The sequence below is a fragment of the Pseudomonas sp. HMSC065H01 genome, from assembly GCF_001815235.1.
Taxonomy (GTDB): Bacteria; Pseudomonadota; Gammaproteobacteria; order Pseudomonadales; family Pseudomonadaceae; genus Pseudomonas; species Pseudomonas aeruginosa.
The window spans coordinates 19,567-40,039 of the sequence record NZ_KV819824.1; the positions used below are offsets into that span (position 1 = coordinate 19,567).

General features: G+C 61.1%; 18 protein-coding genes and 1 pseudogene. 13 read left to right on the forward strand and 6 right to left on the reverse strand.

The features are described from left to right. Window positions 1-82 precede the first annotated feature (82 nt). The gene (locus tag HMPREF3014_RS00500) at window positions 83-664 is read right to left on the reverse strand and encodes a TetR/AcrR family transcriptional regulator (RefSeq protein WP_004349750.1); all 582 of its coding nucleotides are present in this window, start codon (window positions 662-664) and stop codon (window positions 83-85) included. A 448-nt stretch (window positions 665-1,112) separates the two neighbouring features. Between HMPREF3014_RS00500 and HMPREF3014_RS00505 the strand changes: the two genes are divergently transcribed. The 7 genes from HMPREF3014_RS00505 (at window position 1,113) to HMPREF3014_RS00535 (ending at window position 11,220) form a co-directional block, all read left to right on the forward strand. Beyond that, window positions 1,113-2,000: a phytanoyl-CoA dioxygenase family protein gene (locus tag HMPREF3014_RS00505; RefSeq protein WP_003158799.1), complete on the forward strand. Its 888-nt coding sequence runs from the start codon at window positions 1,113-1,115 to the stop codon at window positions 1,998-2,000. Window positions 2,001-2,061: 61 nt separating this feature from the next. After that, window positions 2,062-3,429 (forward strand): NAD(P)/FAD-dependent oxidoreductase, encoded by a 1,368-nt coding sequence (locus HMPREF3014_RS00510; RefSeq protein ID WP_003122771.1) that lies wholly within the window; start codon window positions 2,062-2,064, stop codon window positions 3,427-3,429. 110 nt (window positions 3,430-3,539) lie between these two features. After that, the gene (locus HMPREF3014_RS00515; RefSeq protein WP_003158798.1) at window positions 3,540-4,187 is read left to right on the forward strand and encodes a hypothetical protein; all 648 of its coding nucleotides are present in this window, start codon (window positions 3,540-3,542) and stop codon (window positions 4,185-4,187) included. A 554-nt stretch (window positions 4,188-4,741) separates the two neighbouring features. Beyond that, a complete protein-coding gene (locus HMPREF3014_RS00520; RefSeq protein WP_003089182.1) occupies window positions 4,742-6,166 on the forward strand; it encodes a DUF1329 domain-containing protein in 1,425 nt (474 codons plus the stop codon). A gap of 23 nt (window positions 6,167-6,189) precedes the next feature. Further along, on the forward strand, window positions 6,190-7,836 hold the full coding sequence (locus HMPREF3014_RS00525; RefSeq protein ID WP_003089183.1) for a DUF1302 domain-containing protein: 1,647 nt from the start codon (window positions 6,190-6,192) through the stop codon (window positions 7,834-7,836). Between the two features lie 8 nt (window positions 7,837-7,844). Then, window positions 7,845-10,247 (forward strand): efflux RND transporter permease subunit, encoded by a 2,403-nt coding sequence (locus HMPREF3014_RS00530; protein WP_023082917.1) that lies wholly within the window; start codon window positions 7,845-7,847, stop codon window positions 10,245-10,247. Between the two features lie 10 nt (window positions 10,248-10,257). Continuing rightward, entirely contained in the window at window positions 10,258-11,220 is a 963-nt protein-coding gene (locus HMPREF3014_RS00535; protein ID WP_003144176.1) for a WD40/YVTN/BNR-like repeat-containing protein, read from the forward strand. An 84-nt stretch (window positions 11,221-11,304) separates the two neighbouring features. Here HMPREF3014_RS00535 and HMPREF3014_RS00540 read toward each other — a convergent pair whose 3' ends face one another. After that, window positions 11,305-12,171, reverse strand: coding sequence for a phytanoyl-CoA dioxygenase family protein (locus tag HMPREF3014_RS00540; RefSeq protein WP_003089190.1), 867 nt, complete (start codon window positions 12,169-12,171; stop codon window positions 11,305-11,307). A 293-nt stretch (window positions 12,172-12,464) separates the two neighbouring features. On the opposite strand from HMPREF3014_RS00540, the gene HMPREF3014_RS00545 reads away from it, so the two are divergent. After that, a complete protein-coding gene (locus HMPREF3014_RS00545; RefSeq protein ID WP_003160255.1) occupies window positions 12,465-13,664 on the forward strand; it encodes a PucR family transcriptional regulator in 1,200 nt (399 codons plus the stop codon). Window positions 13,665-13,686: 22 nt separating this feature from the next. Here HMPREF3014_RS00545 and HMPREF3014_RS00550 read toward each other — a convergent pair whose 3' ends face one another. From HMPREF3014_RS00550 to HMPREF3014_RS00565, 4 genes and pseudogenes are all read right to left on the reverse strand, one after another. Continuing rightward, window positions 13,687-14,229: a hypothetical protein gene (locus HMPREF3014_RS00550; protein ID WP_003122765.1), complete on the reverse strand. Its 543-nt coding sequence runs from the start codon at window positions 14,227-14,229 to the stop codon at window positions 13,687-13,689. 123 nt (window positions 14,230-14,352) lie between these two features. Continuing rightward, window positions 14,353-14,523 (reverse strand): annotated as a pseudogene (locus HMPREF3014_RS00555) (transposase); the annotation flags it as partial. 286 nt (window positions 14,524-14,809) lie between these two features. Then, the gene (locus HMPREF3014_RS34295) at window positions 14,810-15,889 is read right to left on the reverse strand and encodes a carbon-nitrogen hydrolase family protein (RefSeq protein ID WP_023086258.1); all 1,080 of its coding nucleotides are present in this window, start codon (window positions 15,887-15,889) and stop codon (window positions 14,810-14,812) included. Window positions 15,890-16,115: 226 nt separating this feature from the next. Then, complete coding sequence (locus tag HMPREF3014_RS00565; RefSeq protein ID WP_004343548.1) at window positions 16,116-17,210, reverse strand: MBL fold metallo-hydrolase; 1,095 nt, start codon at window positions 17,208-17,210, stop codon at window positions 16,116-16,118. On the opposite strand from HMPREF3014_RS00565, the gene HMPREF3014_RS34580 reads away from it, so the two are divergent. The 5 genes from HMPREF3014_RS34580 to HMPREF3014_RS00585 all read left to right on the forward strand — a co-directional run bounded on the left by HMPREF3014_RS34580 (window position 17,145) and on the right by HMPREF3014_RS00585 (window position 20,361). After that, window positions 17,145-17,465 (forward strand): hypothetical protein, encoded by a 321-nt coding sequence (locus HMPREF3014_RS34580; RefSeq protein ID WP_132707032.1) that lies wholly within the window; start codon window positions 17,145-17,147, stop codon window positions 17,463-17,465. The two genes, HMPREF3014_RS00565 and HMPREF3014_RS34580, sit on opposite strands and share 66 nt — an antisense overlap. A gap of 94 nt (window positions 17,466-17,559) precedes the next feature. Next, window positions 17,560-17,922, forward strand: a complete 363-nt coding sequence (locus tag HMPREF3014_RS00570) for a hypothetical protein (protein WP_023087520.1) — start codon at window positions 17,560-17,562, stop codon at window positions 17,920-17,922. A gap of 49 nt (window positions 17,923-17,971) precedes the next feature. Beyond that, complete coding sequence (locus HMPREF3014_RS00575) at window positions 17,972-18,712, forward strand: SDR family NAD(P)-dependent oxidoreductase (protein WP_003117250.1); 741 nt, start codon at window positions 17,972-17,974, stop codon at window positions 18,710-18,712. Between the two features lie 215 nt (window positions 18,713-18,927). Beyond that, window positions 18,928-19,647: an MOSC domain-containing protein gene (locus HMPREF3014_RS00580; protein ID WP_004343550.1), complete on the forward strand. Its 720-nt coding sequence runs from the start codon at window positions 18,928-18,930 to the stop codon at window positions 19,645-19,647. 117 nt (window positions 19,648-19,764) lie between these two features. Continuing rightward, entirely contained in the window at window positions 19,765-20,361 is a 597-nt protein-coding gene (locus HMPREF3014_RS00585; RefSeq protein WP_003089218.1) for a transglycosylase SLT domain-containing protein, read from the forward strand. The last annotated feature ends 112 nt before the right edge of the window (window positions 20,362-20,473 follow it).

Consider the following 20,473-nt stretch of genomic DNA (forward strand, 5'->3'; position numbering starts at 1 on the left):
TGAACTGGCAAGAGGCCCGAAGAGCAGGGGCACGGCGAACCGTGTCACCATGCCCCTCTCTAGAGATGCGCCTTCGAAAAGATCAGAAGCTGGCCACCAACAGCTTCACAGCCTGGCAGGCGGCTTCGGTCTCGGCATTCAGCCGCTCCTGGTCACCATGGGCGGACCAGGCGAGAAGCAAGCCATCGAACAGGTTGATGAGCAAGCGACTGACAATGGCCAGCGCTTCCTGGTCCAGCACCGAGCCAGCGACCTGTTCAATGGCCTGCTTCGTCGCTTCGACGGAATCGGTGTAGATCTTGCTCGCCATCGCGGGGTTGTTACGCAGATTCCAGAAAAACAGCTCGAACTGCGTAGTCGCCAGTTCCGGATGCGTGGTGAACCACCCGACCAACTGGCGCAATATCTCTGCTACCGAGTCTGCCGCCGTGGCTCCCGCCGTAACATGCAGCAAGGACTGCTGTGGCTTGTCTATCAGGGATTCATAGACCGCGTCGAACAATTCGTCCTTGGTGTGGAAGACATAGTGCAGGGAGGCCAATGGAGAATTCGCCGCGGCCGCGATGCGACGGGTAGTGGCATTCGCCACACCATATTCCGCGATCACCTTCACGGCGGCCTCAATAAAGTCTTGCCTGCGCACTTCGGCGCCCACTCGAGCCATTCAGCTTCTCCTTCTTCGGTGTTGCCGCCAGGCGACTGGTCCGCTGTCGACCGGGACGAATGCTAACGCATGGCCGTCCCCCAATCCATGAGTCGACACGCTTGAGGACCGAGGCAGCGACCCTTTGTCTCTCCAGATGTTTCGCTCCGACCGCCGGCGATGCGTAGCCGAAGCGGAACAGGATCGAGCCTGGGCAATCCGCTATCGCCAGCGCGAACCCGCGTAGAGCCGGATCTTGATTCGGCAGGCCTTTCCTGAGCGCCGAGATGCCACGCAGAATTATTAATCGTTTGACTTGATCACATGATCATGTCGTATGATCAAACCTCCTTTCCGCGCCAGGCGCAAGGAGAGGGCGGTCTGACCGCATGAGAGTGAACGCTCATGGGCTGAGGTTGATTGCGGAAGCCCTGCAGAACAATGACAACACCACACAGGTAGGCATCAGATGAGTACGCGAAGATTGACGACAGTCAGCTGCGACACCCCGATCGAGCAGGTAGTGGAAATCATCAGGCGTGATGGCGCTGTCGCTATTTGCAACTTCGTCTCGGAAGAAACCTTGAAGTCTCTTACCGAGGACCTGGACAGCTATCTGGGCGTTACCCCCTGCGGCATGGACCCTTACTTCGCCGGCACCCAGACTCGACGTACCGCGCGGATCCTGGCGAAAAGCGACTCCGCCGTGGAAGTGGCACTGAACCCCCTGTTCCTCGAGACGGCAAAGCAGGTATTGCAGACTCCCACCCATGTCTGGGTAGGGAACGATCGGGTCGAGATCACGCCCGATATCCAACTGAGCATGACCCAGGCGATACAGATCGGGCCTGGACAAGGTCTTCAACCCCTGCATCGCGACGATGCCACTTCGCTCTGGCGGCATCCGCAGTATGGTCGCGAGGCTCGCTTGCAGCTCATGCTGGCGATTACCGACTTCACCGAAGAGAACGGCGCGACGCGGGTCATTCCTGGCAGTCATCAATGGGATGACGAACGGATGCCCACCCAGGAAGAAACCATCGGCGCAGAAATGAAGGCAGGCACTGCGCTTCTCTGGCTGGGATCGGTATATCACGGCGGTGGCGCCAACAGATCCGACGCTCCTCGCACAGGCCTGACCATGGCCTATGACCTGGCCTTCCTGCGCCTGGAAGAAAACCACTTCCTTTCCATACCCGTCGAGCGCGTCCGGCAGCTCCCCTCGCAAATGCAGCGTCTGCTGGGGTGGAGTGCCAGTTCCACGCTACTGGGTTGGGTGGAGATCGATGGTCAGATGCGTGACCCGCAAGAGCTGTTGGGCATGCCCTCCTTTTCCGAGGCGGGGAAGGGGTTCTAGCGGCACTGCCATGGATCGGCCCATGAGAGGAACAACGTCCGGCAACCCGGGAGTGATGTGAATGAATGCCTTCAACGGAGCGGCACGCAACAATGCAGAACCCATGAGATTCCGCAGCCTTGGCGGATGGGTGGAGCAGCCAGACGACCTGCAGCCGGCGCTGAAAGGCCACGAGCACGCAGACGTAGTCGTGGTCGGCGCCGGGTTCGCCGGCCTGTCAACGGCGCTGGAACTAAGGGCGCGTGGAGCGAACGTCATCGTTCTGGAACAGCAGTTCGCAGGCTTCGGGGCCAGCGGGCGCAATGCCGGCTATCTGCTCGGCAGCATGGGCATAGAATGCGAGGTTTTCGTCAAGCGAGTGGGGCTTGAGCAGGCACGTAAGTTCGTCGGTTTCTATGACGAGGCCGTCACCTATGTGGAAGAGCGTTTGGCTGCGCTGGACATCGATTGCGATTACACGCCCTCGGGAATCATCCGGGCCGCCGTCCATCCCAGCCAGGAAAAGCGACTGCGAGCGAACATGGAGCTTGGCCACGCGCTGGGCTCTGTCACGCGCTTCGTGGATAGCGCCGAGATGCGCGCGCGAGGCATACCGCCCGCATTCCTGTTTGGCAGCGAGCAGCGTGGCGGCACCTTGAATCCGGGAAAGTACGTCAACGGCCTGCGTCGTGCGGCAATCAAGGCTGGCGTGAAATTGTACGAACGCACGCCGGTGCTTTCCTACTGTGAAGGGCAGGTGATTACCTGCAATACGGCCCAGGGTATCGCCACCGCCCCTGTAATGGTTCTGGCGACCAACGCCTACACGCCTCAGCTGGGAGTGCTCCGCAACAAGGTTGCACCGATCCGGGTTTCGGCAATCGAAACCCAGCCGCTATCGGCGGAGCAACTGGCGTCCCTGGGTTGGCAAGAGCGTGAAGGCCTCATTACGCCGCACTACACCATGGAAAGTCATCGCCTGACGGCCCATGACACCCTGCTGCTGACCGTGAAGCAATTGGGTTATGCCTACGGCTCGAAGACACCCAATGTTCCGGACCACGCCGCCTACGCCGCGTTGTCGAGAGTGTTGCGCGAGCGTTTTCCTTCCTTGCAGGGCCTTGCCATTCGGCATTGCTGGAGCGGGTATATCAGCGGGGCCTACGACTTCCTCCCCGTGGTCGGGGTGACAGGGGCCAGGCAGAACATCTTCTATACGGCGGGATGTTCAGGGCATGGCCTTGCCACTCAATCGCTCATGGGCGCGCTTTTCGCCGAGCGAATCGGCGGTGGAGAGCCTCCGCTGCTAGCGGCGCTGGAACACAAGACGCCATCCATGCTACCCGAGCCACTTCAATGGTGCGCCATAAAGACGGCCTTTGCGGCCGCCAGGCTACTGGATGCATGGACCGACAAGAAAGTGCGCAAAGACAAAGCCTTGAACGGCTGATAACGATGCGGGGAGTTAATGGGGTTATGCCCGTACTCCCTTGCACCGATTAGACACAAGGCATCGATACAACTCTATCTGAAGGGGCAGTTAACGTGGAACCGAGAGACTTGTTCGCTCTGCTCTCATGTATTCTCCTGGTGATTTCCGGATTGTTTTATGGCGCTGCATTCATCAGGCGGAAAAACTATTTGCTTGGCCTGGAGTTCTTGATCGTAGGTATCTCGGCATCGAACTTCACTACATTCATAGCCACCGGCTGGCAAGCCAACTACAACATCGCGATCTTTCTCGACGCCTTTTCGCGAGGGGTGGGAGTGCCAGTTATCGCTACGCTCGGGCTAATGGCAGTTACCCACGATTACAAACCGTCGCCCACCAAGGACATCCTCATTTTTGTAGCTGGCTTTGCCGCTACCGGCGTCTATTTCCTGTCTGGAATCATCGAGGGATTCCTCCCTTATTTCTATGTATTCATGTGGTCAGCCTATACCTTGTATCTTTGCTACTTCACCTTGCAACTGGCCCGTGCAGGCGAAGCCCTCCATACTCTGGCCACCATCGCTGGCGGGCTGGCGGGCCTGGTAGTAGCGCTCAGATATGACTTCTTCCCGATTCCGGGAGACGACACGAAGATGGTCTTCATGACCATGGCCTTCCTGGCTTGGTCCTATTCCATGGTGCAGTTGTACTATGCCTATGGTGCGCTGGAGCGTTCGAACAAGGTATACGGCCAAGCGTTTCCTCGTCCGCGATAAACAATACGGCGCGACAAGTTTTTCTTTCTGACCCGATAACCTGGCAGAACTGTTCTGCTGTAACTCCATGGCAGGCCCTGGCCCTGCCTTTTACCGCCCTTCGGGGCGGTTTTTTTTGCAGGCATTACATCCGCTATAGTCCCGCTCCGCCGCGGAGCGTGCATTGTCGGATAAAGTTGCTCGATTCATGACCGGTCATATCCGATCGCTCCCTCTGACCCGAGGCGAAACGACAATTAAAAATGCCCGAGCCGATATCTACGAAAGTTCCCCTCAAGCTCTCTTGTGCCCTGTTACCAAGCATCTCCAGGTAACACATGTTTCTTTACTTCCCAAGGTGGTGCACAGGGCACTGGGCCTGGAACAGAACTTTTTCCATAACCGCCTGATTTATAACAATTAAAAAAACATGAAAGAGAACTGGCATATGGTTTGCCTCATGATCGTCCGACATGGTCAATTGATCAGGTCAAATGATCATTATCGACAGGAGCCGACTTCTTCCCCTTGGGAGGTCGAGCAACCGGTCCATGCCCTGTGTGAGGAGCCATCCAATGAAAGATGTAACTGAACGGCTGGAAGGTGAAGCGCCCACCCGTCGTGTTTTCCAGCAGCAGTTGTTCATGACCCTCGCGGTATCGACCGTGCTCTGTTCGGTCCAGGCTGCGCCCCAGGGCCCCGAGGCGCTGGGGTCGAAACTGACCCCCTTGGGCGGGGAGATCGCAGCGAGTGCAAGCGGGGATATTCCTGCCTGGACGCAGCCTGGACAGCAGGACGAGGGATGGAGCTACGGCCAGGTGCGAGGAGAGCACTGGAAGTTCAAGGGCGACAAGCCGCTCTACAGCATCGACGCGAACAATCTCGCGCAACACTCGAGCAAGCTGTCCCCCGGACAGGTCGAGCTGTTCAAGAGGATTCCCGGCTATCGCATGGATGTGTATCCGACCCGTCGGACCTGTAGCGCTCCGGACTTCGTGGTCGAGAACACCCGGCAGAACGTTGGTTTCGCCAAGCTCGATGCTGCCGGCCTCGCTCTGGACGAGGCTCACGTTCCGGGCATCCCGTTCCCCATGCCGAGTACCGGTGCCGAGGTGATGTGGAACATGAAGATGCGCTACCGCGGCGTTGGCGTCGAAATTCCCCGGACCATTTCCGGAATTTCTCCACGCAAAGGGGGGGAATGGTTACGTCAGTCGACAGATACCTTCTTCTTCACGCCCTGGGGGAAAAAGGGGAGTGCGCTCTTCTCGTCAGTTGGCCGCCTGGAGAATGCGACCTTCTTCAACTACCTCGAGCCGGCTGCTCTGGCCGGCCAGTCCGCGGTACAGACTGCCGTGGCCGGCGAACAGGCCACGACCTTCTACTACTTCCCCGGCCAGCGCCGCGTGCGGCGAATGCCGTCGTACTCCTACGATGCGCCACAGATCGGCCTGGATAACCAGTACACCGTCGACGAGGCGAACGTCTTCTTCGGCACCATGGACCGTTTCGACTGGAAGCTGATCGGCAAGCAGGAGTTGCTGGTGCCTTACAACGATTTCGGTGCCTACGACACTGGCGCCAAGGTGGAGACGTTTGCCGGCAACGACTCGATCGCGCCGCAGTCGCGTCGCTATGAGCTGCATCGGGTCTGGGTCGTCGAGGCCAATGTCCGTCAAGGCATGCGCCATCAGGCGCCGAAGCGCATGTTCTACATCGACGAGGACAGCTGGAACCCGTTGCTGGCGGTGGACTACGACAAGCAAGGGCAGATCTGGAAAGTGCGCGAAGGGTTCTCGATTCCCGTGTACGAGACAGGCGCCTGCGACGTCCAGGCCCAGGTCCAGTACAACCTGGCGGATGGCCGCTACCTCTTCGACATGACCTCGATCGGTGCGGGCAAGAACGATATTCGCTGGCTCACCGAAGACAACGGCTCCCCCCGCCTGAAGCGTGACTTCTTCACCTCCGACAATCTGCGAGCCATCAGCGAGCGCTAACCGACGCCAGATCGAGAGCCAGCATGAAAAAAATAATTACGAAAGCCTCAGGCCTTGTCATCGCGTGCACAACCCCACTGGCAATGGGATTCACGTTCGAAACCGAAACCCTCAATGGCTCCTTCGACTCCACGATCACCGCAGGCATGGGTCTGCGTACCGAGTCACGGGGCTGCAACCTGATCAACCAGGGACCGACCGGGCACAACGCGCCCTCCGGCTGCCTGGCGCAGAGCTCCGGCGTGGCCGACCAGGGCGACCTGAACTACGACCGCGGCGACATGTTCACCAACTACCTCAAGGGCACCCATGAGCTGTTGCTGAAGATGCCCGAGGACATCACCTTCATGGCGCGCGGCACCTGGATCCGCGACTTCGCTGCCACCGATACCACCGGCACGCTGTCGTTCAACACCCCGGAGAGCGTCGGCAGCAACGGGCTGAGCGACGACGCTCGCGACGACCTCGCGTTCAAGGCCCGCCTGCTGGACCTGTGGGTGAGCAAAGGCTTCGACGTGGGCGGGCAGCGGGTCCGCGCACGCCTGGGCAACCAGGTGATCAACTGGGGCGAAAGCCTGTTCGTGGCCGGTGGCATCAACAATACCAACGCCTACGATTACCAGGCCTTGGCGCGCCCCGGCGTGCAGCTCAAGGAGGCCGTGCTGCCGGCGCCGATGCTCAGTGTCGCGTCGGGCCTGGGCTCGGGTGTCAACGTCGAGGCCTACTATCAATTCCGCTGGAACAAGAGCGAATTGCCGCCGGTAGGCAGCTACTGGTCCACCACCAACGCGCTGGGTGAGGGCAGGGGGGACTATGGATTCTCCGAAAAGGACGCCCGCGACAGCGGCCAGTGGGGCCTTTCGCTGCGCTGGCAGCCGGAGGACAGCGACGTCGCCTATGGCTTCTACGTAATGCGTTATCACGACAAGTTGCCATCGTTGCGTGTCGCCATTCTCGACCCGAACACCTTCGCGGCGGCACCGACCTGGGAGTACCAGGAAGACCGGATGATGTACGGCATCAGTGCCAACATGCCGATCGGTGACTGGGCCGTCGGTACGGAGCTGTCGTACCGGCCGAAGGACTCGGTCATGCTCAACCCGGTCATCGACCTGTGTACCGGCAACGGCGGCAAATGCTGGAAGGACGAGAAGAAATTCCAGTGGCACCTGACCGGCCTGTACAGCTTCACGCCGTCCAATTCCCCGACGCTTCTGGATTTCAGCGGGGCCAGCACGGGCAGCTTGCTGACCGAACTGGTGGTCATCAAGTACCCGGGGCTGCATGACGAGGTCAATGGCGAACCGCTCGCCGCGGGACTCAATGCCTGGCAGCTGGATCCTGCCAGAGCGCCGAAGTCCCGTGGCGACAAGACCTCTTCAGGGATCAACCTGGACTTCAGCCTGACCTATGACGGCACCTTGTTGCCGGGCTGGCAGGTCACGCCGGGCGTCTTCTATGCACGGTCGCTGGGAGGACGGACACCGAACCTCAGCGCAACCTTCACCGAGGACGCGAGCAGCATGAACCTGTACCTGAACTTCGTGCGGAACCCGGCCAGTTGGCAGATTTCCCTCAACTACGCGAAGTTCATGGGCGGTGAGACGCCCTACGACCAGCTTTATCGTGACCGCGATTATGTCGGCATCGCGATCTCCCGCACCTTGTGAGGCTTGCCGTGAACGGTTCTGTAAAGCTACCTGAGGCCCCGACACGTGGCCTGTTGTCATATGTCGAAGGTGTGTTGTTCAGGCATCGCCGGCTGGTGCTGGCGAGCCTGGCGGTATTCACGCTGATCATGGGCTGGTTCGCCGTACAGCTGCGCATGGATGCCGGCTTCGAAAAGCAATTGCCAGTAGGCCACGAATACATCGAGACATTCGAGGCCTACCGCAATGACCTGCTGGGGGCGAACCGACTGACCATCGTGGTCAAGGCCCGAGAGGGCGATATCTGGAGCGCCCCGGGCCTGAAGCGGCTGTATGACGTCACCCAGGCGGTGACCTTCCTCCCGGGAGTATCGCGTAGCAGCGTGCGCTCCCTGTGGACGCCCAACGCCTTCGTCAACGAAATCACCGAGGAAGGTTTTCGTGCTGATCCGCTGGTACCCGGAACGGTTTCTCCCGAGCACCTGGATGACCGGATCATCGCGAAGATCGCCAATTCCACTGCCCAGGGCGGCTTCATCGGTACGCTGGTTTCCCGGGACCAGAGCAGCGCGATGATCACGGTGGAACTCAACGAGTACGATAGCCAGGGCGCCCATCTGGACTACGTAACCTTCAACCATCGGCTGGAGAAAGAGATCCGCCAGCGCTTCGAAGACGGCGATTTCGAAATCCAGATCATCGGTTTCGCCAAGCAGATCGGCGACATCGCCGACGGAGCTTCAGCCGTGCTGGAGTTCTGTTTGCTGGCGTTGCTGCTGACGGCGGGGGCGGTGTACTGGTATTGCCACTCGCTGCGTTTCACCTTGCTGGCGTTGGTCTGTTCGCTGGCCTCGCTGGTCTGGCAGTTCGGCAGCCTGCGCCTGTTGGGCTACGGGCTCGATCCGCTGGCAGTGCTGGTGCCCTTCCTGGTGTTCGCCATCGGGGTTTCCCATGGCGTGCAGCAAATCAACTTCATCGTGCGCGAGATCGCCATCGGCAAGAGCGCCGAAGAGGCGGCACGCTCGAGCTTCACCGGGTTGCTGGTTCCCGGGACGCTGGCGCTGGTGACCGCGCTGGTTTCCTTCGTGACGCTGCTGTTGATCCCGATCCCGATGGTGCGGGAACTGGCGATCACGGCTTCGCTTGGCGTGGCCTACAAGATCGTCACCAACCTGGTGATGTTGCCGTTGATGGCGTCGTTGCTGCGCGTCGACGACAAGTACGCAGCCGCCCAGGAGGTTTCCCGGCAGCGTCGCAGCCGTTGGCTGCGGGGCCTGGCCCGGCTCGCCGAGCCACGCAAGGCGCAGTGGGTGCTCGGCGCAGCCTTGGCGGTGTTCCTGGCGGCGATCTGGCAAAGCCATGACCGCGTCGTCGGCACGCTGCAGGCGGGTGCGCCGGAGTTGCGCGAGGACTCGCGCTTCAATCGCGACGCGGTCTCCATCGCCAGCAACTACGACATTGGCCTGGACTGGCTCAGCGTGGTGTTCGAAGTCGACAAGGCTCCTTCCGAGGTGGCCTGCGAGGATGTTGCCCTGGGCCAGTACCAGGATCGTTTCGTGTGGGCCATGCAGGGGGTGCCCGGCGTCCTCTCGGTCGCGTCCTTTTCCACCACCATGCGTCAGTTCAACGAGGGCTACAACGAAGGCAACCCGAAGATGGCGGCGGTGCCCATCGACCCGATGAACTACGCCGCGCTGGCCACCGAGGTTGCGCGAACCCCCGGGCTGATGCGCACCGATTGCAGCATGTCGGCCGTGCACCTGTACCTGGCCGATCACAAGGCCACGACCATCAACCGAGTGGTGGACGCCGCCAAGGCCTTCCGCAGCGAGTATCCGATGTCAGGCATTTCGATTCGCCTCGCCTCCGGCAACGCCGGCGTCCTGGCAGCGATCAACGAAGAGGTGGAGAAGAGCGAAACCCCCATGCTGCTTTACGTCTATGCCGCCATCGCCTTGCTGGTGTTCGTGGTCTATCGCGACTTGCGGGCAGTCCTGGTGTGTTGCCTGCCGCTGACCATCGGCACCTTCATTGGCTACTGGTTCATGAAGGAGCTGCAGATCGGCCTGACCATCGCCACCTTGCCGGTGATGGTGCTGGCAGTGGGCATTGGCGTCGATTACGCCTTCTACATCTACAACCGCCTGCAACTGCACCTGGCCCATGGCCAGACGATCACCAAGGCGGTGGAGTACGCGCTGCTCGAGGTGGGCGTCGCCACCATTTTCACCGCCATCACCTTGGCCGTTGGCGTGGCCACCTGGGCCTTCTCGGAGCTCAAGTTCCAGGCCGACATGGGCAAGCTGCTGGCCTTCATGTTCGTCGTCAACATGGTCATGGCCATGACCGTGCTGCCGGCCTTCGCCGTATGGCTGGAGCGGGCGTTCCCGCGCAAACGTCCCGTGCGCATGATCGGCGCGCTGGTGCACTGAGGAGAGAAGCATGAAGTTCAGGGTTTCATTCACCGCGGCCTTGCTCGCAGCAGGATTGCCGCTGATGTCTCTCCAGGCCGCGCCGTTGCAGGCCGTGCCGGCCGTGCAGGCGGGCAATGCCACGCAGGCCACCATGCTGGCCGCCGGCTGGGCCGGAGAGCGGGTGGTTGCCGTGGGCGACCACGGTGTCGTGTTGTTGTCCGACGACCAGGGCAGGCAGTGGCGCCAGGCACGCTCGGTCCCACTATCCACGCCATTGACGGGTGTGTCCTTCGTGGATGCCAGGCACGGCTGGGCGGTGGGTCACTGGGGGGCGATCCTGTCCACCGCCGACGGCGGGGAATCCTGGCAGGTCCAGCGCCTGTCGAGCGAAGAAGACCGGCCGCTGTTCGCCGTGCACTTTTTCGATGCCCGGCAGGGCGTTGCGGTAGGCCTCTGGTCGTTGGTGCTGACCACCGAGGATGGCGGCAAGACATGGACGGAGCAGCCGTTGCAAGCGCCTCCAGGAGCCAAGCGGGCCGACCTCAACCTGATGGGGCTGTTTGCCGACAACCACGGCACCCTGTACGCCACGGCCGAGCATGGGCAGGTGCTGCGCTCCGACGACCAGGGGAAGAACTGGCGTTACCTGGATACCGGCTATGAGGGCACCCTGTGGTCTGGCGCGGTGCTGGCCGATGGGCGTCTGCTGCTGGGTGGTCAGCGTGGCACCCTGTTGCAGGGCTCTGCCGATGGCAAGGCTTTTCGCAGAGTGCCAACGCAAGGCAAGGGCTCGGTCACATCCATAGCAGTGGCTGGCGCTCGGGTACTGGCGGTCGGGCTTGACGGACTGAAGGTACGGAGCAGGGATGGTGGAAACAGTTTCCAGGAAGCACCGTCGGCTGACGGCCTTTCGCTGACGGCGGCGCTGTTCAACGCCGACGGCACGCCGCTGCTGTTTTCACGTCGCGGAGTAATGCCCCGCCAGGAATGAAAGTGTTCACCGGCCTCTTTGCTTGTCCGGGGACTCGGTTGGGCCTGGCGCCTTCGGGGCCAGGCCGGCCAGCGTGGAAGGCTTCTAGAGCTGGAGATAGTCGGCCAGGTCTGCGTAGTTATGTTGCCACAGGCCTGGGCTGCCATTGGGGTACTGGGAGCGGAAGCCGAGGATCTTCTGAACGCGCGGAGCAAGCGTTCTGACCAGTTCGAGCGGCACGATCAACGGGTAGGCCTCTTCAGGCGTGATGATCGAAGCCTGCATCGGGATGGTCAGCCCGCGACGGTAGAAGTCAGCGGTCACGTTGGCCCCGCCGCCATGAACGACTTTCCCGCCGAACAGCACGGCATCTCCTGCTTTCAACAGGGCAGGGATCGTCATTTCTGGGGTTCCTACATCGTCGAAGTCATCCCAGTCCTGGCTCCCGGGGATCAAGCGCGTGGCACCGTTTTCCTCGGTGAAATCGGTCAGCGCCAGCATCAGGTTGGTGATGGTGCGCGGCGCATGTTTATTCATGGCCACGAACGGTTGGTACTGCGCCATGTCGCGGTGCAGCATTTGCGCTTTGTTGCCTGGGCCGATCTCGATCAACTGGGCCGTGGTCAGCCACCAGTCACCGCACTCCGCGGCGTAGAGCACGTTCCCCAGGTCGTGAAAGAGGTCGTCATCGAGGATCTCCTCGCGAAAGGTCTTGCTGTGGGTGACGAGGTTGGTGAGCCGTTTGGTCTGGCGGCCATGGAACTCGGCGATCAGCTCGTGCTGGTGCTTGGAGCCGGCCTCGAGCGCGGCCAGGGGAGCGTCCAGTTCGTTGTTGATCCGTGCGACTTGTTCGGGGGTCATGAAGTTGCGGATGATCACCGCACCTGCCTGGTCGCTCAGCAGTGCAATCTCTTGCGCTGGAGTCGAGCGGGTTACGACGGGCAGGCTGAAGGTATCGCGAGAGGCTGACATTGAAAGAACTCCGGATTGAAGGAACGGTTGGCGCAGGCGGGTCGCTGCCCGGGCAACGGGCACCGGCGAACAAGCCCGCTTGCCACTGCGCTAAACCCCAAAAAAAGAACATGGAGCGTCACGGCGCCTCCTTGTATTTTTTGTTCAGGCAGTGAGTTCATGCTAGGTTTCCCCCAACCTTGCGCCAAGGTACGAACTGCACCATTTCCTCTGTGATTTTTGAGTGATTTGCACCGCCCATGACCAGTACGCCATCCTCCTGGCCACGCCCATCGGAAGCCGTTCGTGAACTCATGCGCAAAGGCGCCGAGCTCGCTCAGACGCTGCCGCCGGAGTGGGTCGAGCGCCTCAATCAGGCGCTGTTCTCTTCACCGGAAGATGCCAAGCTGCTGGAGGACCCGGTCATCCTCGCGGCGTGCCGGCGCGCCAACCGCGCAGAGTTGCTGCATTGGGCGAACGCCAATCTGCAGCGCCCCGGAGAACCGGTGCAACCCTACGTCTCGGCCGACATGGTGGACACGGCCAGGGAACTCGCCCGCAGAGGGCTGTCCGAGCTGCTGATGAATGTCGCGAGGTCGACACAGAACACCGCCTGGGAGCTATGGATGAAGATGGCCTTCAACCTGACGCAGGATCCCAGGGTGCTTGAGGAATTCCTGGAGGTCTCGTCGCGGTCCATCTCGGAGTTCATCGACAGCAACATGCGTGTGGTGACCCAGATCATCCTCGAAGAAAAGAGCGCCCAGGCCCATGACGACCCGATCGACAAACGAAGCCTGGTCAGTCGGCTGCTCGAGGGCAGGGATGTGGATACGGAGCAATTCGGCAGGCGGCTGGGCTACAGCCTTTTCCAGAAGCACTACGCCGGCCTGGTCTGGTGCGAAAGCCCGGACGCCGAGATCCGCCTTCTGGAGGATGTGGCGCGTACCCTGGCGCAACTCACGGGCACGGCGGCGCCGTTGATCGTATTCGCCGGCCCCGCGACCCTGTGGGTCTGGAGCCATGCGGCGAAACCGCTGGACCTGAACCTGCTGCAAGGCATCGCACTGCGGTTTTCAGGGATTCGCGCGGCAATCGGCTCGCCGGGCACGGGAGTCAATGGCTTCCGTCGCTCGCATCTGGAGGCACTGACGACGCAAAGGCTGATGGGCCGCCTGGCGGGCGCACCCGCCGTTGCCACCATCGACCAGGTGAGGATGGTGTCGCTGATGACCCAGGACGACCGCGCGGCCAGGCAGTTCGTCTTGAGCACCCTGGGGCGGCTGGCGACGGAGCCTTCGGTGCTTCAGCGCTCGCTGCACGCCTTCCTGGCCAATGGCTGCAATGTCACCCAGACCGCAGAAGCGCTGGGCACGCATCGCAACACATTGCTGCGCCGGCTGGAGCGTGCCCAGGACCTGTTGCCCGTCCGGCTTGCCGATCATCGCATTCAGATCGCCGCGGCCCTTGAACTGGTGATCTGGAGTACTCCCCTGATCGATGATGATAAATAACCATAAAGACCGAACGCGCTCTTCACAGTAAAAAGGATGCCCCGGTCAGGAAAAGACCGCCAATAAGGAAGAGGGTGATCAGACGAGTGCTGAGCCTGAGAGGAGGCTGATGCTCGACAGTCTTGTCCAGGGCGAAATAAAGCTTTCTGAGTATTTGCCGCTCATCGATATCGTCTGCATCGAATATTGAATCGATCACCGAGTCCGCGCTTGGAAATGGGTTATGCAAGAGCGGAGCGACATCGAATGCACTTTTCTGGAGCGCACGCGCGGAAAGCAGAGCCGAAGTGACCAGGGCCGCAAGCGCTGCGATAGCAAGAACCACCTCCAGGGGAGTAATCATGCTGATACTGGCCGAAGTGCCAAAGCGAAGCATGGTCCCATATAGAGTTATCACGCCGGCGAGGGCACCGAGTGACAACGTGAACATGAGGCGAAGGTAGACCGTCACCAGGTTCCTTGAGGAAGAAACCTGCTCAAGATAGATTTTCACCAGTGCTTCAATGGTCAGTCGGCGCGCTTCGAATACAAGCCGACGCTCGTCGGGGGAGGGGCTAGGTGACATCCGTCGTCCTTCTGCTATGGTTGCCTGCTGGTTTCATCTTCAAATAGAAAGATGAGTCCCGCCAGAGCACTTTTTGAATATTCAATGCAGGACGGCGCTTGCTGCAGCAGCGCCGTCATCGTCATCCTTCAACCGTTTGGCGTCCGCCACGGTCATACCGCCAAACTTGGCCCGCCAGGTGTAGAACGAGGCATCACTGAAGCCGTGTCGGCGACACAGTTCCTTCACCGGCACACCGGCCTCCGCCTGCTTGAGGAAGTCGAGAATCTGCTCTTCGGTAAAACGCTTTTTCACTGCCGTCTCCTGCTCGGAAAACGGACTCTACTAAGTTTGACATGGTACTGAAATCGGGGGGCAGGTCAGTGCCGCCAAAGCTCTTGAGGGCGGTCTCCCGCCCACTGTGAATGCGCTCTATCGTCGCAAAAACGTCCGTCGGATCCGATTCGTGGGCATAAATAATGTCTAAGAGGTTCACGTCCCAATCTGAAAGGATCAAGTCATGAAACTCGCGCATCAGCTCAGTCAGTGAGACTGGCAGAACCTGATCCTTAATTGAGCAGCCTGAAACCTCGCTTGCAAACTACCACTCCAGGACATAGACGGGGAGATCCTCTGCGGCAGATCGTGCAGGCGAGACGTCTTCCCCGTTTGCCTTTATGACGCTGGCACCATGGCAATCTGCATGGAGAACGAATTGCGTGGCCGCGATATTTGAACTCTCGAGCCCTGTGCTTGCAGACATGAGGATTTGAATATCTACCGGCGAAGGAGGGTGGCATATTTTCTTGCACCACACCTGCAAGGCAGCAAAATTATGATCTACACACAATTCGACGCCGTATTTTATTCCAGCGGACTCGAAAATCGGGCTGGCTTCGCCTGGCATGAATAGAAAAGGCTCCTGCCTATCGGCTTTCGACATATCGGTATCGGTACTATCCTGAGCCTCGAAGATTTTGTCGTAACGATGAATGATCGTCGCGCTCTTGAGCACCAAACATGTGTTCTTGGCTATTTTCAATCCTGCCGCATGCTGGCCGCTCTTTGGTGAAGCCTGCTCGAGATCGTATGTCTGTCCATATTTAAGATCCTTATATTGATTTGTGTAGGAAGATAAATGCCGGTCGGGTACGACCCCGCGGTAGTCGAGCGGCGTATCGATCGAGCGCTGGTATCGCTCCAGGTATTTATTCATGTCGCGGGACGCTTCCGGGCCGCGCTCACGTTGCGGCTGTGCAAGTGACTTACGGAATATCTTCACGGCTGAGCGCATCCTCGTTTTGAACCATCCAGCACTACCTGGAATTATCATCAGGTTTGGAAAGCGAAGACTGAGGAATACAAGCTGCGCCCTGATTAGTTCAAATTGCGTTTCCGTCATGAAATGGCTAGGAATGTCCTTGTTTGCTGTAAACAGGTATTCAGGGGCAATGAACAGGTAATTGACGCTTTTATTTCTTGCTGTATGAACGCTGACGCTTTGTGGTGTTATCGCGTGTGGCTGAGCCCCTAGATAAGATACCGTTTCCCCATCCGCAAGGGTCATCATCGTAGTCCAGGCACTCTGTATTGCAACAGTCAGGCTTGCAAACCTTGCGTCTGGCGTAGCCGCATGATTTTTCGTATTGACCGACCAGATGGCAACTATCAGCTTTGGCATGATTACGCTCTGTCCATGACACAGAAACGAAGCGTAGCTGAAAAAACATTCTGAGCAGCCCGGAGCGGAGGCTTCTCATGAACATTCTCAACATGGCCTATCGTTTAACATAATATACATTATGCGAATCTACAGGTTCACAGGACCTAGGGCAGGCAGCATCACGCATTTCGAAGCGACTCCATGGCGGCTTCCGTCTGGAGCCCTCGTGCGATCGCTCGCCGACCTAGCTTCTGCAACAGCCGTAACCCTGCACCTGCGTTTCGCTGTCGACCACTTCGCGCCACCAGCGTCGGCCGGCATGCGGTGCTTGCAGGTCGATCCGCTCGCCCATCATCGGCGTGGAAACCCGCACGCCGTGTTCGGTGGCCAGTTCGAGTATCCGTTCGAACGGCTCGTACCAGGCATGCATGGCCAGGTCGAAGGTGCCGTTGTGGATCGGCAGCAGCCAGCGCCCGCCAAGATCCCGGTGAGCCTGGAGGGTCTGCTGCGGGTGCATGTGCACGTACGGCCAATGTTCGTTGTAGGCGCCGGTTTCCAGCATGGTCAGATCGAACGGTCCGTAGCGGCGGCCGATTTCGGCGAAACCATCGAAGTAACCGCTGTCTCCGCTGAAGAACAGCTTCAGTTCGGCGCTTTCGATCACCCAGGAACACCACAGCGTACGGTTCCCATCATGTAGCCCACGGCCTGAGAAGTGCTGTGCCGGCGTGGCAGTCAGGCGCAAACCGCCAGCCTCGATACCTTGCCACCAGTCCAGTTGGCGCACCTTGCCTGGCGGTACGCCCCAGGCCAGCAGGCGGTCGCCTACGCCGAGCGGCGCCAGGAACAGTTCGACGAGCGGGACCAGGGCCTTGATCGCGGCGCGGTCCAGGTGGTCGTAGTGATCGTGGGAAAGAATTACCCCACGGATCGGCGGGAGATCCGCCAATGCCACCGGCGGCGCATGGAAACGCTTCGGCCCGGCGAACGGCAACGGCGAGGCGCGCTCGGAAAATACCGGGTCGGTCAACCACCAGCTACCGGCCAGTTTCAGCAGCAAGGTCGAATGACCCAGGCGGAACAGACTGCCATCGACGGTCGCATCGAGCTCGGCACGGCTCGGGCTGAGCACGGGTAAAGGCTGCCGCGGGACGGTGCTTCTCGGCTTGTTGAAAAGCGCGTTCCAGAGCACCCGGGCACCGGGTGCCGGCATGTCCGCCGGCCTGGGGCTGAGATTGTGGAAACGCCCCTGGCGCAATTGCGGGGAATCGTGATGTCCGCCGATGGCGGCTCGCCGTATCGAGGGAAGTTTCAAAGCGTCATTATTCCTGTCTGGCATTTCGACAACCGCAGCGCAGCCGCCGACATTCGTTCGCGGTCACTATTGGGCATCCTCCCCTCCTCGTCATTGCCTATTCCTCGGGAGTCCTTGCCCGATCGTGCGGGCCTGCTCAAGCGGTCGAATGCCCCGCTCGCCCCGATCGTTGAGCGTCATCGACGAGGCCGTTCCGAAGCGCCCGAAACTGTCATCGGCGCAGAGTCAAACCGACTACATGCGGGTCATTACGACCGCAAAAAGATCGTGTCAATATGACTCATAAACCTTCAAATCATTGATCTACATCAATAAAAAACCTGGCATGGGAAATGGAAAGCCAATGGCGACTCCTTCCCATTCAGGATTTCCCATGAAACACATGCTCCCCCTCATCGCACTGGCCCTGGCAACCACGACTCCCCTCGCCCACTCCGCCGAAGTGATTTCCGCAGATAGGGACCGAACGGTCGGCTACGGCGCCGGCGGCGTGGTTGGCGTCATGGTCGGCGCGGCCCTCGGCGGTCCCCTGGGCGCTATCGCCGGGGCCGCGCTGGGAGCCCTGGGAGGCGCCTCCGTCCAGCAGGCAACCGGTCTGAGCGAAAATGCCTACACCGTTCGCTACGAGGACGGCACGACCGAACGCTTCCGCTCTCCCAACGCCCGGTTCGACGCCGGCGACCAGGTGCAGGTACAAGGCATCCGCCTCATCCCTGCCCCGTTGCTCTCGCGTTGATCCATCCCTATCGAAGACCCGTATCTCCATCACCCCACGAGGGATTCCCATGAGTGAATTCAACGACCGGTTCGCCGTCGTCACCGGCGCGAGTTCCGGCATCGGCCTGAAACTGACCGAAACGTTGCTCGGGCACGGCGCGACTGTCCTGGCGATGGCAAGGCGCGAAGGACCGCCGGAAAGCCTGCACGCCCACTCCGGCAAGCGTCTGCACTGGCTGGCGGGCGACGTCACCCGCGAACGGGACCTGGACGCCCTGGCTTCGCGTGCCGCGTCCATCGGCCCCGTCGATTACCTGGTACCCAACGCCGGCATCGCCCAGCTCGCCGACGGCCTGGACAGCCTGGCGTTCGAGCAGCAGTGGCGGGTCAACGGCGCCGGGGCGCTGAACACCTTTTCCGTGCTCAGCCGGCAAACGAGCAAACCGGCCAGCGTAGTCTTCATCGGTACCTTCCTCAGCCAAGTGACCTTCCCCGGGCTCGCCGCCTACATCGCTTCCAAGGCGGCCCTGATCGCCCAGGCCAGGACGCTGGCGGTGGAATGGGCGGAAAAAGGCGTGCGGATCAACCTCGTCTCCCCCGGCCCTACCGCCACCCCGATATGGGCGTCACTGGGCCTGAGCGATGCCCAGGCGGAGTCTGTCACCCGGAGCATCAACCAGCGCCTGGTCGACGGCAGCTTCCTCAGCCCCGGGGAAATCGTCGACGTGGTGATGTTCCTGCTGTCGTCGAAATCCGCCGGGCTCTACGGCCAGGAGTTGATCGTCGACAAGGGCTACGGGCTGCGCTGAGGGCCGCCGATGCCGGACGTCGTATCGCGACGTCCGGCGCCTTTGCGGTTTCCTGTCGGGACCCCACGGCAGCTCAACTAGGGGGCCTGGATGCCCCCGGCCCGCCGAGGCTATCGACGCATCCGGAGGGTCTGGCGGCTTGACAGCGGGCGAAGGCTTGGCGGACTCTATATTGTATTTAGTCGATACCATCTTGCATCTTAGAGAACCCTCCCATGCCCCTGCCTGCCCTACCCCTGGATGCCCTTCTCACCGGCCGCGCCCGGCCCTTCACCCGCCCCGGCTCGCGCAGCGGCATCGCCAAGTCTCCGCGCGACGGTGCGCTCAGGGTCACCCCCGTCGGCCTGGAAGGCGACGAACAGGGCGACCTGCGCGTCCATGGCGGCGTCGAGAAGGCGATCCACCATTATCCGCGCGAACACTACGCCGCCTGGATCGCCGAACTGGGCGAACATCCCCTGCTGATGCAGGCGGGCGCCTTCGGCGAGAACTTCAGCACCAGCGGCTGGAGCGAAGCCGACGTCTGCCTCGGCGACCGCGTGCGGGCCGGGACCGCGCTGCTGGAAGTGTCCCAGGGGCGCATGCCCTGCTGGAAGCTCAACGACCGCTTCGAGGTCGCCGGGATGTCCCTGAGGGTGCAGGAGTCCGGGCGCACCGGCTGGTACTACCGGGTGCTGGAGGAAGGCGTGGTGGCGGCTGGCGATATCCTGCAACTGGTCGAACGGCGCCATCCGGACTGGTCGTTGTTGCGCCTGTCCGAGGTGCTGTTCGACAGGCGGGCCGACGCCGAGCTGCTGCGCCAGTGCCTGGCGCTGCCGCTGACGCCATCCTGGCGGCGCACCCTGGAGCGGCGCCTGGAAAAAGGCCAGGTCGAGGACTGGGGGCCGCGCCTGGAGGGAGCCCCCAGCCAGGCCGAGACGCCCAGGCCGACCTGAGGAAGCGCCGACGTCCCCCGCAGGCAGGGAATCGGCCTGGGGATGCATGGAGTGCCGGAAAGCGGGTATAAAGCGCCAGCGTTAAGCGACCCAGACGTCTGCCAAAGGACCCCTTTCATGCTGCGGCTCTCGATGCCGGCCCTGCTCCTGGCTCTTGCCGGCTGCGCCACCAAGCCCCCCGCCAATCCCGACAACCTCTGCGAGATCTTCCGCGAAAAACCGAAATGGCACGAGGCGGCGCTGAAGATGCAGCAGCGCTGGGGCGCGCCGGTCCAGGTGCCGATGGCGATGATGTACCAGGAATCTTCCTTCAAGCATGACGCCCTGCCGCCGCGCTACTACTTCCTCGGTTTCATCCCCTGGGGCCGGGTCAGCTCCGCCTACGGCTACGCCCAGGCCAAGGACGAGACCTGGGCCGACTACAAGCGCGAGGCCGGCGGCTGGGGCGCCAGCCGCGACGACTTCGCCGACGCCCTGGACTTCATGGGCTGGTACATCCAGAAGAGCCAGCGGGTCAACGGCGTCTCCAAGTGGGACGCCTACGGCCAGTACCTGAACTACCACGAGGGCTGGGGCGGCTACCGCAACCGCAGCTACGACGCCAAGCCATGGCTGAAGAACGTCTCGCAGAAGGTCCAGTCCCGCGCCTCGCTGTTCGGCGCCCAGTACCGCAGTTGCCAGCAGGAGCTGTCGCGCGGCGGCTGGTTCTGGTAGCCCGGTCCGCGCACGCCGCGGGCTCGAACCTCTTCCGCCTTCGACGAGGGTAGCGTCCGCCAAGACGGCCCCAAGCCGGATCGGCACGCTCGAACGGCCAACCTGCGTCATG

Excerpts from the sequence above, each read along its gene's own strand:
- HMPREF3014_RS00570 (WP_023087520.1), top strand. The coding sequence starts at position 17,560 with ATGAAACACATGCTCCCCCTCATCGCACTGGCCCTGGCAACCACGACT.
- HMPREF3014_RS00525 (WP_003089183.1), top strand. The coding sequence starts at position 6,190 with ATGAAAAAAATAATTACGAAAGCCTCAGGCCTTGTCATCGCGTGCACA.
- HMPREF3014_RS34580 (WP_132707032.1), top strand. The coding sequence starts at position 17,145 with ATGTCCGCCGATGGCGGCTCGCCGTATCGAGGGAAGTTTCAAAGCGTC.
- HMPREF3014_RS00565 (WP_004343548.1), bottom strand. The coding sequence starts at position 17,210 with ATGCCAGACAGGAATAATGACGCTTTGAAACTTCCCTCGATACGGCGA.
- HMPREF3014_RS00585 (WP_003089218.1), top strand. The coding sequence starts at position 19,765 with ATGCTGCGGCTCTCGATGCCGGCCCTGCTCCTGGCTCTTGCCGGCTGC.
- HMPREF3014_RS00500 (WP_004349750.1), bottom strand. The coding sequence starts at position 664 with ATGGCTCGAGTGGGCGCCGAAGTGCGCAGGCAAGACTTTATTGAGGCC.
- HMPREF3014_RS34295 (WP_023086258.1), bottom strand. The coding sequence starts at position 15,889 with ATGCCAAAGCTGATAGTTGCCATCTGGTCGGTCAATACGAAAAATCAT.
- HMPREF3014_RS00575 (WP_003117250.1), top strand. The coding sequence starts at position 17,972 with ATGAGTGAATTCAACGACCGGTTCGCCGTCGTCACCGGCGCGAGTTCC.
- HMPREF3014_RS00550 (WP_003122765.1), bottom strand. The coding sequence starts at position 14,229 with ATGTCACCTAGCCCCTCCCCCGACGAGCGTCGGCTTGTATTCGAAGCG.
- HMPREF3014_RS00535 (WP_003144176.1), top strand. The coding sequence starts at position 10,258 with ATGAAGTTCAGGGTTTCATTCACCGCGGCCTTGCTCGCAGCAGGATTG.
- HMPREF3014_RS00505 (WP_003158799.1), top strand. The coding sequence starts at position 1,113 with ATGAGTACGCGAAGATTGACGACAGTCAGCTGCGACACCCCGATCGAG.
- HMPREF3014_RS00520 (WP_003089182.1), top strand. The coding sequence starts at position 4,742 with ATGAAAGATGTAACTGAACGGCTGGAAGGTGAAGCGCCCACCCGTCGT.
- HMPREF3014_RS00540 (WP_003089190.1), bottom strand. The coding sequence starts at position 12,171 with ATGTCAGCCTCTCGCGATACCTTCAGCCTGCCCGTCGTAACCCGCTCG.
- HMPREF3014_RS00545 (WP_003160255.1), top strand. The coding sequence starts at position 12,465 with ATGCGCAAAGGCGCCGAGCTCGCTCAGACGCTGCCGCCGGAGTGGGTC.
- HMPREF3014_RS00580 (WP_004343550.1), top strand. The coding sequence starts at position 18,928 with ATGCCCCTGCCTGCCCTACCCCTGGATGCCCTTCTCACCGGCCGCGCC.
- HMPREF3014_RS00510 (WP_003122771.1), top strand. The coding sequence starts at position 2,062 with ATGAATGCCTTCAACGGAGCGGCACGCAACAATGCAGAACCCATGAGA.